Source organism: Paenalcaligenes sp. Me131 (genome assembly GCF_050487225.1).
Lineage (GTDB): Bacteria > Pseudomonadota > Gammaproteobacteria > Burkholderiales > Burkholderiaceae_B > Paenalcaligenes.
The window spans coordinates 1550025-1565234 of record NZ_JBKQGY010000001.1 but is presented as its reverse complement, the minus strand read 5'-3'; the positions used below and the strand labels follow the sequence as shown (position 1 = coordinate 1565234).

General features: G+C 52.1%; 17 protein-coding genes and 2 pseudogenes. 7 read left to right on the top strand and 12 right to left on the bottom strand.

What is annotated here, in order from left to right; translation table 11 throughout:
* Nucleotides 1-4: 4 nt before the first annotated feature.
* The 8 genes from ACLPHM_RS07660 to ACLPHM_RS07625 all read right to left on the bottom strand — a co-directional run bounded on the left by ACLPHM_RS07660 (nucleotide 5) and on the right by ACLPHM_RS07625 (nucleotide 6148).
* Nucleotides 5-589 (bottom strand): TetR/AcrR family transcriptional regulator, encoded by a 585-nt coding sequence (locus ACLPHM_RS07660; RefSeq protein ID WP_430220632.1) that lies wholly within the window; start codon nucleotides 587-589, stop codon nucleotides 5-7.
* Between the two features lie 127 nt (nucleotides 590-716).
* The gene (locus tag ACLPHM_RS07655) at nucleotides 717-1760 is read right to left on the bottom strand and encodes a quinone-dependent dihydroorotate dehydrogenase (protein ID WP_430220631.1); all 1044 of its coding nucleotides are present in this window, start codon (nucleotides 1758-1760) and stop codon (nucleotides 717-719) included.
* Nucleotides 1761-1772: 12 nt separating this feature from the next.
* Complete coding sequence (locus ACLPHM_RS07650; RefSeq protein WP_430220768.1) at nucleotides 1773-2501, bottom strand: arginyltransferase; 729 nt, start codon at nucleotides 2499-2501, stop codon at nucleotides 1773-1775.
* Nucleotides 2498-3262, bottom strand: coding sequence for a leucyl/phenylalanyl-tRNA--protein transferase (gene aat, locus ACLPHM_RS07645; RefSeq protein WP_430220630.1), 765 nt, complete (start codon nucleotides 3260-3262; stop codon nucleotides 2498-2500). The genes ACLPHM_RS07650 and aat overlap by 4 nt, the downstream gene beginning before the upstream one ends.
* Nucleotides 3263-3265: 3 nt before the next feature.
* Nucleotides 3266-3856 (bottom strand): NUDIX hydrolase, encoded by a 591-nt coding sequence (locus ACLPHM_RS07640; protein ID WP_430220629.1) that lies wholly within the window; start codon nucleotides 3854-3856, stop codon nucleotides 3266-3268.
* A complete protein-coding gene (locus ACLPHM_RS07635; protein WP_430220628.1) occupies nucleotides 3853-4488 on the bottom strand; it encodes a DUF2946 family protein in 636 nt (211 codons plus the stop codon). Before ACLPHM_RS07635 ends, ACLPHM_RS07640 begins: the two co-directional genes overlap by 4 nt.
* A gap of 33 nt (nucleotides 4489-4521) precedes the next feature.
* Nucleotides 4522-5178 (bottom strand): hypothetical protein, encoded by a 657-nt coding sequence (locus tag ACLPHM_RS07630; RefSeq protein WP_430220627.1) that lies wholly within the window; start codon nucleotides 5176-5178, stop codon nucleotides 4522-4524.
* 58 nt (nucleotides 5179-5236) lie between these two features.
* Nucleotides 5237-6148 carry a LysR family transcriptional regulator gene (locus ACLPHM_RS07625; RefSeq protein ID WP_430220626.1) on the bottom strand — a complete coding sequence of 304 codons (912 nt, stop codon included), beginning with the start codon at nucleotides 6146-6148 and terminating at the stop codon, nucleotides 5237-5239.
* A gap of 93 nt (nucleotides 6149-6241) precedes the next feature.
* On the opposite strand from ACLPHM_RS07625, the gene ACLPHM_RS07620 reads away from it, so the two are divergent.
* Nucleotides 6242-6883: a LysE family translocator gene (locus ACLPHM_RS07620; RefSeq protein WP_430220625.1), complete on the top strand. Its 642-nt coding sequence runs from the start codon at nucleotides 6242-6244 to the stop codon at nucleotides 6881-6883.
* Nucleotides 6884-6887: 4 nt separating this feature from the next.
* Here the strand turns inward: ACLPHM_RS07620 and ACLPHM_RS07615 are convergent, their stop codons facing one another.
* Entirely contained in the window at nucleotides 6888-8204 is a 1317-nt protein-coding gene (locus ACLPHM_RS07615) for a ferredoxin reductase family protein (RefSeq protein WP_430220624.1), read from the bottom strand.
* Nucleotides 8205-8268: 64 nt separating this feature from the next.
* On the bottom strand, nucleotides 8269-8571 hold the full coding sequence (locus ACLPHM_RS07610) for a PepSY domain-containing protein (RefSeq protein ID WP_430220623.1): 303 nt from the start codon (nucleotides 8569-8571) through the stop codon (nucleotides 8269-8271).
* A 186-nt stretch (nucleotides 8572-8757) separates the two neighbouring features.
* Between ACLPHM_RS07610 and ACLPHM_RS07605 the strand changes: the two genes are divergently transcribed.
* From ACLPHM_RS07605 to ACLPHM_RS07580, 6 genes and pseudogenes are all read left to right on the top strand, one after another.
* Complete coding sequence (locus ACLPHM_RS07605; protein ID WP_430220622.1) at nucleotides 8758-9069, top strand: PepSY domain-containing protein; 312 nt, start codon at nucleotides 8758-8760, stop codon at nucleotides 9067-9069.
* Nucleotides 9070-9090: 21 nt separating this feature from the next.
* Nucleotides 9091-9759, top strand: coding sequence for a response regulator transcription factor (locus ACLPHM_RS07600; RefSeq protein WP_430220621.1), 669 nt, complete (start codon nucleotides 9091-9093; stop codon nucleotides 9757-9759).
* Nucleotides 9749-11152 carry an ATP-binding protein gene (locus ACLPHM_RS07595; RefSeq protein ID WP_430220620.1) on the top strand — a complete coding sequence of 468 codons (1404 nt, stop codon included), beginning with the start codon at nucleotides 9749-9751 and terminating at the stop codon, nucleotides 11150-11152. Before ACLPHM_RS07600 ends, ACLPHM_RS07595 begins: the two co-directional genes overlap by 11 nt.
* A gap of 76 nt (nucleotides 11153-11228) precedes the next feature.
* Nucleotides 11229-11561, top strand: coding sequence for a YggL 50S ribosome-binding family protein (locus ACLPHM_RS07590; RefSeq protein ID WP_430220619.1), 333 nt, complete (start codon nucleotides 11229-11231; stop codon nucleotides 11559-11561).
* Nucleotides 11562-11802: 241 nt separating this feature from the next.
* Nucleotides 11803-11949: pseudogene (locus ACLPHM_RS07585) on the top strand (integrase); the annotation flags it as partial.
* A 151-nt stretch (nucleotides 11950-12100) separates the two neighbouring features.
* The gene (locus ACLPHM_RS07580; protein ID WP_430220618.1) at nucleotides 12101-13207 is read left to right on the top strand and encodes a hypothetical protein; all 1107 of its coding nucleotides are present in this window, start codon (nucleotides 12101-12103) and stop codon (nucleotides 13205-13207) included.
* Nucleotides 13208-13396: 189 nt separating this feature from the next.
* On the opposite strand, the pseudogene ACLPHM_RS07575 reads toward ACLPHM_RS07580, so the two are convergent.
* Nucleotides 13397-14350 (bottom strand): annotated as a pseudogene (locus ACLPHM_RS07575) (IS5 family transposase).
* 200 nt (nucleotides 14351-14550) lie between these two features.
* Nucleotides 14551-15171: a hypothetical protein gene (locus ACLPHM_RS07570; protein ID WP_430220617.1), complete on the bottom strand. Its 621-nt coding sequence runs from the start codon at nucleotides 15169-15171 to the stop codon at nucleotides 14551-14553.
* Between the last annotated feature and the right edge of the window lie 39 nt (nucleotides 15172-15210).

Here is a 15210-nt window from a genome sequence, read left to right as displayed (position 1 = left end):
GTGTCTAGTGTGCGCGTAGACCACGTAAGAGTAAGTCGAGTGCGACGATGCTTTGGCCAAGTCTGGCGTTGCCATCTTCACCATCGGCAATCCAAAAGGCCGCTTCGGCCAAGCTGCCGTAAATCAATGATGCCAGTGCTTGCGGGTCTACCGAGCTAACTGTGCCGTGCGTGATCAGATTTTGGATTAGGCTTTGCATAGAGCTGATGCAATGGCGTTGAGATTCGGGTGTGGCTCCACCTAATACTGATTTGGCATCGCGTAGCACAATGCGCTGTATTTCAGGCTCTAAAGCCATTTCCAAATAACCACGGCAGCGGGCGCAAAAACCTTCCCATGCATCGTCAGCATTGCTGGAAATAGCCTGTAGACGTGCATCCATTTCGGCGTCTATTTGCTCTACTACTGCTTGTAGCAAGCCTTTCTTGTCCCCGAAGTGATGGTATAACGCACCGCGTGTAAAGCCTGCCTGAGCGGTTAGCTCATCCATAGACGTGTTGGCATAGCCGTGCTCACTAAAAGCTTGCCTGGCCGATGTGATGAGCTGTTGGCGGGTTTCTTCCATTTCGGCGCGGGTACGTCTGGCCATTGTGTTCTCCTTACATACGGTATGCATGTATTGTCGCTGGGGAGCCAAGAAGCTGCAAGGCAGCAGGCAAAGAAAAAGGCAGAGCGCGTATGCGACTCTGCCTAGTGTGACGTGAGAGACTATAGCGTTAGTCTTTCAGGGCGCGTATGCATTCGTGAATCAATGCGGGGCCACGGTAGATCAAGCCAGTGTACAGTTGCACGGCGTTAGCACCGGCATCGAGTTTGTCTTGCGCATCGTGTGCGGATTGAATACCACCTACCCCAATAATGGGGAAGTCATCGCCCAGTTGGCGACGTAGGCCACGAATCACCGACAACGACAGAGCATGTACTGGCGGGCCAGATAAGCCGCCTTGCTCGTCCGAATGCGGCAAACCTTCTACGGTTTCACGGCTTAGTGTGGTGTTGGTAGCAATCACGCCATCAATACCGTTTTCACGCAGACTGTCAGCAATCGCAGCAATTTGCTCTTGGTTCAAATCGGGTGCGATTTTGACCGCGATAGGCACATAACGCTGATGCTGGTCGCTAAGCTCTTTACGCTTTTCAGACAAGGCACGTAGCAGACTGCTGAGTTCGTCAGCCGCTTGTAGCGCACGCAGGTTTTGTGTGTTGGGCGACGAGATGTTGACGGTGATGTAGTCCGCTTCGGGGTAGACGCCTACCAAGCCTTTAAGGTAATCATCCACGGCCGCTTCAATAGGTGTGCTGGCATTTTTACCAATGTTCAGCCCCAGAATACCGCCTTGTTTACGCCAGTTGCTGCGTTTGACGTTACTTAAAAAGGTATCCAAACCGTCGTTGTTAAAACCAAAACGGTTGATCAGCGCTTGACGCTCAGGTAAGCGGAATAGACGAGGCTGTGGGTTGCCTGGCTGCGCTAGAGGGGTCACTGTACCTACCTCTACAAAACCAAAGCCCAAGCTTGCTAGCGCATCAATGTGTGCACCGTTTTTGTCCAAACCGGCAGCCAAACCTACCGGATTCCTACAGGTCAGCCCCATCAGTTGAATAGGTTTACCTTCAGGCGGTTTAGGTAGTAGGCGTTGAGTAACCGGGTTCTGGTGCAGAGTACTCAAGCGCTGCAAAGTAAAGTTGTGGGCCTGCTCTGCATCCATGGAAAACAGAAGTGGGCGAACAGCAGCGTAACTTTTGAATAGTAGAGACATAGGCACAAAGAACTAGGGTTGGGGGGCCGACCAACTCCCGTTTTGTAAAAGTTGGTAGGGAGTAAATCGGGTCTTATAGGCCATTTTTCGGCTCTGCTCAATCCAGTAGCCTAGATACAGCCAAGGCAGCCCCAAAGATTGACAGAAATGTATTTGCCAAAGTATGGCATAAGTTCCCAGACTCTCTGTAGAGTCTGGCGAAAAAAAAGTATAGACCGCAGAGAGCCCTTGGTCGAGCATATCGCAAAGCGCCACAATTTTTAGCTCATGCGTATCGGGGTCACGGAACTCAACTAGGCGGGATTCTACCTGACTGGACAATAAAAACTGGGCATACTGCGCACGCACCTCGTGGTCGTCTTGATGCAAGTCGTGGCGTTGTGCCTGATAGTCGCGATACAGCAAGTAGTGCTCTTCGTTCCATTCCAGTGGCAGCAATTGCACACTCAGGTGCTGCAGACGTTTCCACGCACGGCGCTGAGTACGGTCCGCCTTAAAGTTCTGCACATCAATGCGTAACGACGTGCAGGCCTTACATTGTTGGCAGTTGGGTTTATATACAAATGTGCCACTACGTCTAAAGCCCTGATCCATCAACTGTGAATACGTGCTGGGGCTAATGGCATCGGCAGGAACCGCAACCTTGGAACGTGCTTGTCGTTTAGGCAGGTAACTGCAAATGTAAGGCGCTGTGGTGTAAAACTGCAGGGGCTGTATGGTGGGGTCTGGCGCATGCATCATAGGGCGCTCTGGTCTGCTAAAGGCTGGAATGTTGAACATAGCACACCATCGTGCAGCAGTTGGCCTTGATGCCACGTTGGTGCGGCATGACGCTGCCCTTGTTGTAGCAGGTGCACAAAGTCAGCCCTAGGCATTGCGGCAGCGCCGAGGCTAGCCAAGTGGGCGGTTTCTTGCTGGCAATCTATGTAGGGCACCTGATTGGCACGTAAAAATTGCACCAAATAATACAGGGCAATTTTGCTGGCATCTGTTTGCAGGGCAAACATAGACTCACCAAAAAAGAAGCGGCCCATGCAAATACCATACAGCCCACCTACCAGTTGGCCATCTACCCAGGTTTCTACACTGTGGGCGTAACCAGCGTGATGCATACGTTCGTAGGCATCCATAATGTCTTGTGTAATCCACGTACCTTCTTCGGCACGTGTTTCGGAGCAATGTCGTATGACATCGCTAAAACTACGATCGGTATGTACTTGTATAGAGGCGTTGGGCGCTTGTTCTTGCCTAGCGATTTGTCGACATTTTTTGCCTAAAGAGCGCGACAGCTTAAAGTGCTCAGTAGCCAGTACCATGCGTGGATCAGGACTCCACCACAAGATAGGGTCGCCTTCGCTAAACCACGGAAAGATGCCCTGTTGATAAGCGGTAATCAGGCGTTGCAGACTTAAATCTGCACCCACAGCCAGTAAACCGCCTGGCAAGGCGGCTTCCACAGGAGGAAAAGGGCTATGGGGGGACAGCAGCGCCAGAGTGCTCATGACTTAGCGTACGTGGAAAGGGGTTTCCAGCGCGTAGAAGTGGGAGTCAAAGCGGCCACGCTTCACATCGTTGCAGTAGTGTTCTAAGGTGGTGCGAACAGTGCGGAACGCCAACTCATCCCAAGGGATCTCGTCGGGGGTGACAAACATGGTTTCCAGCGTTTCTGGCCCGGGGTTCAGTTCAGGACTGCGCAAATTACCCAAGTAGTAAAAGTGCACTTGTTCGGCGTGCGGTACATCAATCACCGTGTACAGTTTGCTTAATTCTACGGATGCGCCTGCCTCTTCATCTGTTTCCCGCAACGCCCCTTCTGCGGTGGTTTCACTGAGCTCCATAAAGCCAGCGGGTAAGGTCCACAACCCATAACGCGGCTCAATGGCCCGTTTGCACAGCAAAATTTTGCCATCCCAAATAGGCAATACGCCCACGACGTTGCGTGGGTTTTGATAATGCACAGCCCCGCATTTTTCACATACGTCACGCAGACGGTTATCCCCCGGAGGCACCATTTGTGTCAGGGGATGGGCGCATTGACTGCAATATTTTTGACTGCGTGGAACGGGGAAATAAAAATCGGGAGAGGGGCTGCTCATAATGATGATTGGTCTGTGATAGGGGTGGGGGCAGGGAGCCTAACAAAGCCGGATAGCCCGGGCAGATCGTGATCCTGAGTGTAGTACACCGTAGCACTTTGCGGTATGGCGAACATTGCACAGTGGTACTGTAACGTTTTGCCATGCAGGGTGTGGGGATCGTGATGTTCCAGATAGTCCAGCAATGACATGTCATCGCTAAGACGTAATTGTTCTGCAAGCGCGGGTAGATCTCTGCCGGCAATCAGGCCACACCCCTCAGGGCTTTGCAGATAAAGTTCACCCAGATCGGTGATATACCACGCCGAGGTGTGTTCAATAATGTGGTGAGTATGGCTGCACAGTTGTAGGGCTGCATTCAAACGTAGCAGCAAAGGTGCTTTTTCTAGCATCACATACACGCGCTGCGGGCCATTTTGGAAGTACCAGCAACCTCGCTCATCTGCCGCATAATTGCGCTCAATGAAGTGCTGCAAAGCCGGCGATGTGACGCGGCTGGATGCCGCAAAATCAGGTGCAGAATGGGGGGCAGCATAAAGATGCCAATTACCCTGTGCAGAAAGCGCCAGGTAGCCATAAGTATGCGGGACATTAGGCCATTTTTGCTGGCCTTGCAGCACGAGTTCATCCATCAGATGTCACGCTTGAGCAGCGTTATCAAACAGTCACTCAGGCATTATAGGCGTGGTAGCCGAAGTGGGGGATGTAAATTCACGCGCCCAGTCCGCTTGGGTGTAGTCGGCATCAGCGTACAGGCTTGTGAGGTTTTGCTGGCCTTGTAGCAGTTGTTTGACCAAGGCGGTAAGCGCGTGCAAGTCGTGGGTATTACGCACTTCGATGGGGCAACACAGATCTACCACGCGACCTTGTGCGGTCCAATAGCTACGCAGCTCAGGGCGTATATGGAAGTCGGTGTCTGGGCCTACTTCTTGAATCTTTTGGCTAAGCTCTTGGTAGAAGGCTTGTCTGGCTTCGTGTGAGGCAGGAGACCAGCTTAACAGCTGGTGTGATGACAGGCTAAGGTTGCGGTAGTTGGCACTGTTATCGGCAATCCATAACTCTTGTTCCAACGTAGGCTGATGCTGTAGCTGCTGCCATGCGAGTTCTTCTACCAGACGCATGTAGCGCAGGCGAGGGTGCTCCCAGTGCACATACACACGGTAGTCATTTTGTACAAAGGTGACATTGGCCTCATACGTGAAGGCATCGCTGGAACGGCCTAGGCGCTGCAGGTTGTACAGCCCCTGCTGTAATGGCAAAGGTTGGTGCTGGTGAAATTGTTTAGCACGCTGTTTCAGCTGCTCTATATGGGAACGTTTCATGCAAGATGCGGTGTAAAAAGGCCAAGCTTCTATTATGAGGCACTTTATGTGGGGACTACTAGTGTTCTAGACGGTCTGAGAGAAATTCTAAGAAGGCCCGTAGTTTAGAGGGTAAATGTCGGGTGGGTGGATACAGCGCCCATGCCATCCCGCTGTAATTGGTTTTGAAATTCCACTCAGGCAGTACAGGCACAATACGGCCTGTTGCCAAAGCCTGTCGCGCGGTGAAAAAAGGTAAGCTACCTATGCCCAGATTTTGTAGCACGGCATCTAAACGCACACCGGTATGGTTGGCAGCATAGCGTCCCTGCACTTGTACGGTAAGTTGCTTATTGCCTTGAGTGAATTTCCAGCGTGAGTCACTGGGTTCTTCACCCAAGTAAATACAACTGTGTTGCTTAAGGTCGTGCGGGTGCTGTGGTGTGCCATGTTGGTCTAGATATTCTGGCGTGGCACAAAGCAGATGCTCAATAGACAGCAAGGGGCGACCCATCAACCCCGGAGGCGGTTGATTGGTGATGCGTATGGCTAGGTCTACTTCGTCATCAATCAGGTCTACATAGCGATCATCCAAGCGCATGGAAATATCCACCTTGGGGTAACGCGCCAGAAACTCCGGAATATGTGGGTGAATCAGAAAATGGCCTACGGCTTTAGGAACGCTTAAGCGCAATTGCCCATACGGCTCTTCATGATGATGACCAGATACTTCAATGGCCGCTTGGGCCGCATGCAACATGTCTTGGCAGTGGGCGTACACTGCTTTGCCAGTATCGCTTAAGCGCAGCTTTCGGGTGGTGCGTTGTAGCAAGCGATTACCCAACGCTTTTTCTAACCGTGCAATAGCGCGGCTGACAGCCGAAGGCGTAGAACCTAGCTGGCGAGCAGCTTCGGAAAAACTGCCTACCTCTACCACCCTAACAAATATCGCCATTTCAGCCAGTAAAGGCAGTAATTGATTTGTGCTCATGGGGAAATAATTATTTGATATTTTGGATGATTATCGCAGCACTAAGAGGTGGCTACAATAATCACCTTGAATCCCCACAGGTACGAGTTGAGCATGTTGGCAACATATTGGCAGGAATTTTTAGGATTAGCGCTGATTCACTTCTTGGCAGTGTTGGCTCCTGGGCCAGACTTCGCCATCACCATTAGACAAAGTGTGCGCTTTGGCCGACGTGCGGGGGTTTTTACAGCCTTAGGTATTGGGGCAGGTATTTCCGTGCATGTGCTGTACACCCTCATAGGGGTGAGCGCCTTGATGCATACCACGCCGTGGTTAATGACCGCAGCCAAGTTTATTGGGGGCGCGTATTTGCTGTATTTAGGGATTAACTTCTTGCGTAGCAAACCTGCATCGCCGGATGCGCTGGACCCAGATTGCAAACCTGAAGATGCAGGGCAGAGTGCCTCACGCTCGTTTTGGATTGGTTTTATGACCAATGCCACAAATCCTAAAGCGACGTTGTTCTTTTTGGCGGTGTTTACATCGGTGGTGCAAGCAACAACGCCCTTGTCCGTACAAGCACTGTATGGGTTGTGGATGTGTTTGGTGAATGCGGCGTGGTTTGTGTTGGTGTGTTTGCTGTTTTCTAATCAGCAAGTACGACAACGCTTTACCCGCAGTGGCTACTGGGTAGACCGCGGGATGGGCGTTGTATTAGTGGGGTTTGCGTTGCGCTTGCTGCTGGGCAGCGTATAAGGCCTTAGCGCATATCAAACATTTCGTGGTGAAAGCCTTTGCAGCGCAGTTGCAGTGATTCAATGCCCGTTTTTAGCGCGCTACGTAAGCCTTTGGGGCCACAGAACCATACTTGGAAAGCAGAGGCAGTAGGCAGTTGTTGGGCGCTAAAGCGCTGCTTACAGGCGGCATCGTGTAGGGTCAGTTCTACATGGCCGTCTTTCACGCATAACTGTTGCAAGGTAGGCAGTAAGGCATCTTGTGCAGCATCACGAGTACAGTAGTGCATGTGTACTGGTGTGCGTGTGTCAGGAGCGTGCTGCTGACGTTGCTGCAACATAGCTAAGAAAGGGGTAAGACCTATACCACCTGCTACCCATACTTGTTCGTAACGGTCGTCGGCATGTTGGGTGTTAAAGCAGCCATAAGGGCCTTCAATAGTTACGGTTTGGCCAGCTTGTACTGAGTTTGCCAAGGTAGCGGTGTAGTCACCTAAGGCTTTGATGTGAAAGCTGACTAAACCAGTGCCGGGCATACAGGCGCTAGAAATCGTGAATGGGTGTGAACTTTCTTTAGCATCAAAGGTAACCAACGCGAATTGACCTGCTTGGTGCTGCCAGTTGCTATCCACCTTACATTGCACTTCTACCAAATCATCGTGCTGGGTCACAGATTGCACTACACCGTCATGTTTTTTCTGTTGGCCAATACGGTTGCTTAGTGCACGTAGGGCGGCCCAACTCCCCGCTGCCATCATGACCAGCAACATCACACCTAAGGGTTGCAGCCAGTAACGCATAGGGCTTAGTGCAATGGTGTGAAACACCAGTACCAAGTACAGCACAGGCATGCTACGGTGCAGCAGTCGCCAAGGGCGATAAGGAAACCGTTTCCATAAGCTGAGTAGCAACATGCCGAACAGTAGGTACAGCGTCCATTCACCCATGTCTTTGGCAATGCCACGTAGGCTTTCCATACCGTAAAGCACACTATCGCGTGCAGGACGGTTTTCGGTACCAATGAGGTCGCGTAGGGGGCCGCTGGCTAATTTGCTCAGCCAGTGTGCAGCGGCCATGATAATGGCCCAAATGCTGCTTTGTTTGTGTAGGGCATACATGCGGTCTAAGCCACCTAAAGGCTTTTCTAACCATGCAGGCCGTGCGGCGAGAAACATGGACAGAGACATCAATGCAATGGATAAAACCCCTGTGAGGTACAGCGTTTGTTGTCGCAGAATCCACAGGTTGTCTCCTGCCAGCGGGCTGGCAAGCATCAGTTCCACTACCCAGGCGAGGCCAAACGCGCCACTAAATGCAACTAAGGCCTTGCGTGTCCCAATCATGTTTATTCTCCAGTAGGTGTTCAAGGGTGGGGCTCAGCCCCTGTAGAGGCTGAGCTAATCAGGCTTAGTCATCAAAACGGCTGCGTACTATGTCACCGGTGTGTAGATCCATACGCAGTTTCATGCGTTGGCCTTGGGCGTCATCGGCTTTGACATCAAAGTGACGGCGTTCACGTTCAATTTCGCGGATGTTTTGGTAGCCTTGTTTTTCCAGCAGGTCGTACACATCGCGGATGGTTAGTGCTGTTTGTTGTTGGGTGGTAGCCTGAGGGGCAGTGACTGGGGCGGTAGTTTGTGCTTGAGCGACGCCGCCCAGTAACAGAGCGGAACACAAAACACTAGTGATAACAGCGTGGCGGGTTTTCATAAGGTAGACTCCTAGTCGTCAACGTGAAGAAAAATTCCTAAAAATGGAATTCATGTTGAGCAGTTTGCGCCAACCCGCATGAACCTATTCTGAAGCGCTTGTTCATATTCCGTTCATGTTACAGACGGTATAACTAGGGTCTATTCACGCTTTGTGCTGGCAGAGGTAACTATGTGGAATCACCTATTGAGCAAAAAAGTAGCCGCCCTGGTTGTGGCAGGTAGTGTGGGGCTTGCGATGATGGCTGGGCCAGCCGACGCCAGTAGGTCTGACCATGAACGTGCGCGCCGTGCGGTAGAGGCAGGCGAGATCATGCCGTTACGTAGTTTGTTGGATACGGTGGAAAACGATTATCCTGGCCAAGTGGTAGAAGTAGAGCTGGAGCACGAAGACGGCCAGTTGGTCTATGAGATCAAAGTGTTACAGGCTTCAGGGCAACGGCTGAAGCTGGTTCTGGATGCTCGCACAGGCGAGGTGTTGAAGGTTAAAAGCAAGTAATCAATACAAGCAGAGGAACGGATGCGTATTCTGGTCGTAGAAGATGAACCTACCTTACAAGCGCAATTGGTGACGGCGCTGCAAGCCGCTGGCCATGTTGTGGATAAAGCAGCCGATGGCGAGCAAGGGCATTATCTGGGCAGCGTGGAACATTTTGATGCGGTGGTATTGGATTTAGGCTTGCCGGTCATGGACGGTATCAGCGTATTGAAGCGCTGGCGTGCCGAAGGCCTAACGATGCCTGTGCTGATATTGACCGCTCGGGATCACTGGTATGAAAAAGTCGCGGGTATCGATGCAGGCGCGGATGACTATCTGACTAAACCTTTTCACATGGAAGAGCTGCTAGCGCGTTTACGCGCACTGAATCGACGCGCAGGAACGCATGCCAGTGCGCAGTGGCAATGTGGCCCGGTGGTTATGGATACCGTCAGTGGTCGCGTGTTGGTGAGTGAGCAGCCGTTAAGCCTAACCAGTCATGAATATAAAGTGCTGGAAGTGTTGATGCGCCAACCCGGCGAGGTGGTGTCACGCTCGTCGTTGATAGACGCGATTTATGCACAGGATGGCGACAGAGACTCCAACACCATTGATGTGTTTATTGCTAGGTTGCGCCGCAAGTTACCTGACGGCTTTATTGAAACGGTGCGCGGCATGGGCTACCGATTGGCAATGACTGATGACGCCTAATCATTCTCCACCTCCCCAGACAAAACGGGTGCAATCCCTGCGCTTTCGCATGTTGGTGGGGAGCCTGATGTGGATTGTGGTGTCGGTAGCCGTCGCTGGTTGGGCGTTGCAGCAACTGTTTGTACAGCATGCTTCGCAGCAGTTCAGAAACGAAATGGATCTGCACCTGAACCAACTCACTGGTGCTTTTTCGGTAGAAGATGACGAACCTGTATTAGTCGTTCCCTTAAGCGATCCTAGGCTAGATCAGCCTTTGTCTGGCTTGTACTGGCAGGTGGATGTAGTAGATGCCTCAGGCCAGATTAAACAAGCTGGGGTGCTGCGTTCGCGTTCGTTGTGGGATCAGGTGCTACCTGCAGGCCCTGAACGTGAGGATGGCAAGCGCGACACACTGTACTCCTATGACTCTCCCACGTTAGAAACCTTAGACGTGTTATCGCGTCGTATACAGCTAACTGACGAAGACGAAGCGCATCAGAATTGGCGCCTGATGGTGGCGGCGGATCAGGGGTTATTGAACGAACCCTTAGCGCACTTCACCACCATGCTAAGCGTAGCCCTAGGGGCACTGGCATTGGGTATGGGTGTGGCATCTATAGCGTTGATAGCTGGTGGATTGCGTCCGTTGGCCAGACTGCGCCAAAAGCTAGCGTTGGTGCGTAAGGGCACAGCGTCACAGTTAGAAGGGGAGTTTCCTAGCGAAGTGCAACCTTTGGTGGATGAGTTCAATGCCGTGCTCACCACCAATACCGAAATCGTACAGCGTGCCCGCACCCAAGCAGGTAATTTGGCGCATGCCATCAAGACACCATTAAGTATTCTGGAGAACGCCGCACACAACGACTCAGGGGCGCTGGGGGCGTTAGTGAGTGAGCAGGTCGCTATAGCTCGTAGGCAAATAGACTACCATTTGGCACGAGCACGAGCCGCTGCAGCCATGCAGGCCAGCGGACTGCATACGCCAGTAGAACCAGTGGTTGCCGCCATGGTGCGCACTATGCAGCGTTTGTATATGGAGCGCAAGCTGGATATTCATGCACAGGTATCACCGCCGGATTTGTCCTTCAAAGGTGAGGAGCAAGACTTGCACGAGATGCTGGGCAATTTGATTGATAACGCCTGCAAATGGGCGACTACACAGGTGCGTATACAGGCTAGGGCAGATGGTCAGTGTGTGGTGTTTCTGGTGGAAGACGACGGCCCAGGCTTATCAGCCGAAGAAAGCATTGCTGCCTTTAAGCGTGGTGTGAGGTTGGATAGTCAAACCCCCGGTTCTGGCTTAGGGCTGCATATCGTGGCTGAAATGGCGGAGTTGTACCAAGGCAGCATACAGGCTGAGCGATCAGAGCTAGGCGGCTTGAAGATGGCGCTACGCTTGCCGGGTGTGGTGTAATAGCGGGATGAGTGGGCGTGTGTGCATAGTGCCGTATGGCCCATACCATGTAAATTGCTAAGGCAAAGGTATAAAGATGGCAAAACAACGCAGCAGACGCTTGAGAAAAAAACTGTACACCGGTGAATTCGTCGTACTGGGATTTGAATTCTCTTGCACGCTAGCAATGGAAAGCGAAACAGAAATCGATGCGCTGGTGGAATCTTTCACCGCTTTTATCGAAGACCGTAACCTGTTGTTGGGTGGCGGTGTAAACAGCACATCCTTCGGTGGTTTTGTAGTGGCTGCTGGCCGTTACGACTCCCCAAGCGAAGATGACCGTGCAGCTGTTCAAAAATGGCTGAGCGAACAAGCTAAATGCTCCGACGTAGTGGTGAGCGCATTGGCTGACATCAACCAAAGCGAATAAGCTTGGATGAAGTAGCCACAGCGGCTACAGTCAAAAAAAGGCCAGGAATTTTTCTGGCCTTTTTTGTTTCACGATGACTCCAGTACCGCAATTCGCTGGACTACGCCAAAGCTCGATACAGCAGGTTTATCAATCACTTAGGCGAGTTCAATGTATGCCGGTGCTTTCCGAAACTTGACCCGGCTTTCCCTCGCCTGGCTCCCATGCGGCTCTTGGAAACCGGGCTTTCCGAGGAGTCATTATGGTGAAAATCAAGCCCACCAAGTCCGCAGTCGATGCGGCACAACCTCAAGATAAGGCCATCGAACTACGGGACACCATGGTGCCCGGCTTCCTTTGTAAGATCACCCCAGCAGGCCCACGCACTTGCTGCCTGACCTTCACCACCACCGAGAGCCCCGGTTTCAAGGCACAAAGCCAGAACGCCCCTTCGCCGCCTTCGGGGCGGCGGCGAGGGGGGCACACGCACGGCATGAAGCATTCCCAACTCAAGCATTTCGGTCGTAAGATTTTGCATCTTTCTTGGAATGTTATGGCACATGAAATATTCAAAAACTTTTTCCCTATACAACTTCGATCATGGCTTCGATAAGCCCACAACCATTCGATTAAATCCGTTTGAGATCAAAATATCGCAGACGAATATCAATGCAGCCGCCAAGTTGTCGCGGCGCGCCATCACTAAATTGACGTGGAGTCCGCAAGGCAAGCCCGTTGTTTCAAAAACCCCAGCGAAAGTTGGTAGGATATTAAAAACGGCAACTGTTCGTCGCATCTATTCAAAGTCCGAGGACATTGATGCTCGCAACAATCCCCTTGTTTCCGATGAGATTGGCGATCTTTGTCTTTTACTGTCGTTTCTAACGGGGCGCCGAGTCTTTCAGGAATCGGAGATGAGTGGCCTTGAAGGAGGGCACTATGGTGAGTCTGTTGTCGGCAGGAACTACTTTCTCACGGCCGGTCCCAATTGGCCTGGTGTGAGTTCACTCCATCGAGAAGGCATGTTTCCCGTGTTGTGGGCGATGGTTAACTCCAATTCAACAAACGACATGATTGGAAAAATATGCTATGCCAGTGCTGCGCTGGACACTATCTCTACGAAATGGTTTAAGAGCGAGGGACAGACCTACAGAGAGGATGAGCAAGACGCGATACGTGAAACTCGGAAGAAAATCGAAGCTGTTATTCGTGACAGCCTTAAGAACTCTTCTATTGCAAATGATGTTTTGCCGCGAATATCAGGGATTTTTGCTCCATCAGCATTAATGAAACTTCGCTCCTTCCTAATATCTCAAGGCTTGCTCTCGCAAGAGCCAGACAAGGAAGAAAGGGATAGGCTAAAGCTATTAAATTCCATAAGAAATCGCGTCGTTCACTCCGCTGACATTCCTTCCGAAATACATGAAAACCTCAATCGTCGAGGGGAAATTGCGGCAAGCGTGCTTGCAATCACATACGATGTATGTGCCATATATATATCTAAAGTTGCCGGAATAAACGATTTTCAGATAAACAAATCACAAGAGGATATTGTGAAATTCTTTAAATCAGGGATTTTTAGAGGTCACAAAGTTTTTGATGAGGACTATGAGTCATTTTCAGCTAGGCTTGAAGAAAACTGGCTTAACAGATACAGCGGAATTTAATTTGGTATTTACCTAAGATTCCAACGGTTAAGGAAGGTCTGCAAAATCCCGTTTGTCAGACCAGCGCAGCCCGGTAGTGCACACGGGCTCGCCTGATGCCTGAGCAACCGGCTTGTTTACACCCGTCTTGCGCGGTTTGCAAGCCAGTTTTGGCCTCGCCGATGTCACTTTGGAACCCCGCAGGCGCACCTACCCCTGCAGCACCATGATGCGCCTTCTGGCCATCCATAGATTGCCCAGCGCAAACAGCATCGTGAGACGCGCCGTGTTCTTCTCCAATCCCCGGTAGCGCACCTTGGCGTACCCAAACTGCTGCTTGATCACCCCGAACGCTGGCTTTAAGCCGCTCGGCCTTGTCCAGCAGCCTGTGCAGTTCGCGCTCTGGATCGAGCGTCTTGCGCTTGCCTGGGCGCATGACCACGAGCCACAGTGCCTTGCTCCTTTGCATCTCCTGGCGCTTGTCCAAGCCCTGGTAGCCCGCATCACCCCCAGGCGTGCTGTTCCTTGCCATGCAGCAAGCCCGCGGCCTGCGTCACGTCGTTGACGTTGGCGGCCGTGCCGATGACCGTGTGCACCAGCCCTGAGTCGGCATCCACGCCAATGTGCGCCTTCATGCCAAAGTGCCACAGCTTGCCTCTCTTGGTCTGGTGCATCTCGGGATCCCGCTCACCGTTCTTGTTCTTGGTCGAACTGGGCGCTGCAATGATGGTGGCATCCACGATGGTGTCGGTCTTGAGCATCAGGCCCTGCTGGGCCAAGCTGGTGTTGATGGCAGCCAGCACCTGAGGTGCCAATTGGGTGCTTCTCCAGCAAGTGGCGAAAACGCAGGATGGTGGTCTCATCGGGCATGCGTGCTGTGTCATCGAGGTCTGCAAAGCGGCGGTACAAAGGCCGCTCGTGCAGTTCTTCTTCCATGGTAGGATCGCTCAGGTTCCACCACAGCTACAGGCAGTGGATGCGCAGCATGGTCTCAATGGGCAACGGCGGGCGACCGCCGAGGGCTTGGTGCGGGCCATGGGCAAACGGGGCAATGAGTGCCACCAATGCCGCCCAGGGAACGACCTGATTCATCTCTTCAAGGGAGACCTCCTTGCGGGTCTTCTTGGGCAGCGGGTCCAGGCCTAGGGTGTATTGATGATCCATGCCGGGATTGTGCTGGATGCTTGGCGCTGGATGAAGCTCAAGCGAGAGAGGTTTTGCAGACCTTCCTTAATGAGTGTCGGCGTCACCGCCGTGCGCCCCATGCAAGAGGCTGCCTGCTACGTCAGGGACGCTTGCGCCCTTGTTGCCGGGTGTTGTCCTTACCCGTGTCAGGGCGAAGCGCTGTGTCCTGCCTCAGAAAATTATTGCCCTATGGTGCCCTTGATGGCGATGCCTTGAGGTATCTGCAGATCGTCAAACTTGGCCGAAGTGATGCGGCGATCTCCAGTGGTGCATCTGAAAAGTTCCAAGAAGAACCGATACGAGGTCAGGTTGCAAGAGTCGTTCAAGATACGGTTACTTGCGCCAGCAATCCTGTTTGCGGAAGCACAGCGCATTGCTGATTTCGTGTAGTTGAAGATGAACGAATCAGGAGTGATGTTCAGCATCTTGTCGCACTGACTAAGCAGTTCTTTGTGACTGCTTGCCGTCATTTCAACGCCATCATCGACTCTCTTCGATTGAATCAGGACCCCTTTGGAGTAAGTAAGCTGTGGCGTCTCGATCGACACATGAAACAGCATGTCTGCACCGGTCTTCTTCTCTTGTGCAGCCACACCTTTGCGGTGCCGCAGAATGGATGAAGACCAGTTGACGCCGCCAATATTTTCATCAAAAGCTGCGTCCAGCCGACCTATCAGAGCACCCGTGATATCGTCCTCATCCGTAATATATCCAGAGGCGTACTTCGCCATAGCTGCGCTCACAGCACGGTCTGCTGCATGTGCAGCTTCCCGAAAAGCTTTTTCAAGTTGAATTTCCATTTAGGCTCCAGTGCTGCACCAGCAGCTTTGCGGCTCAAT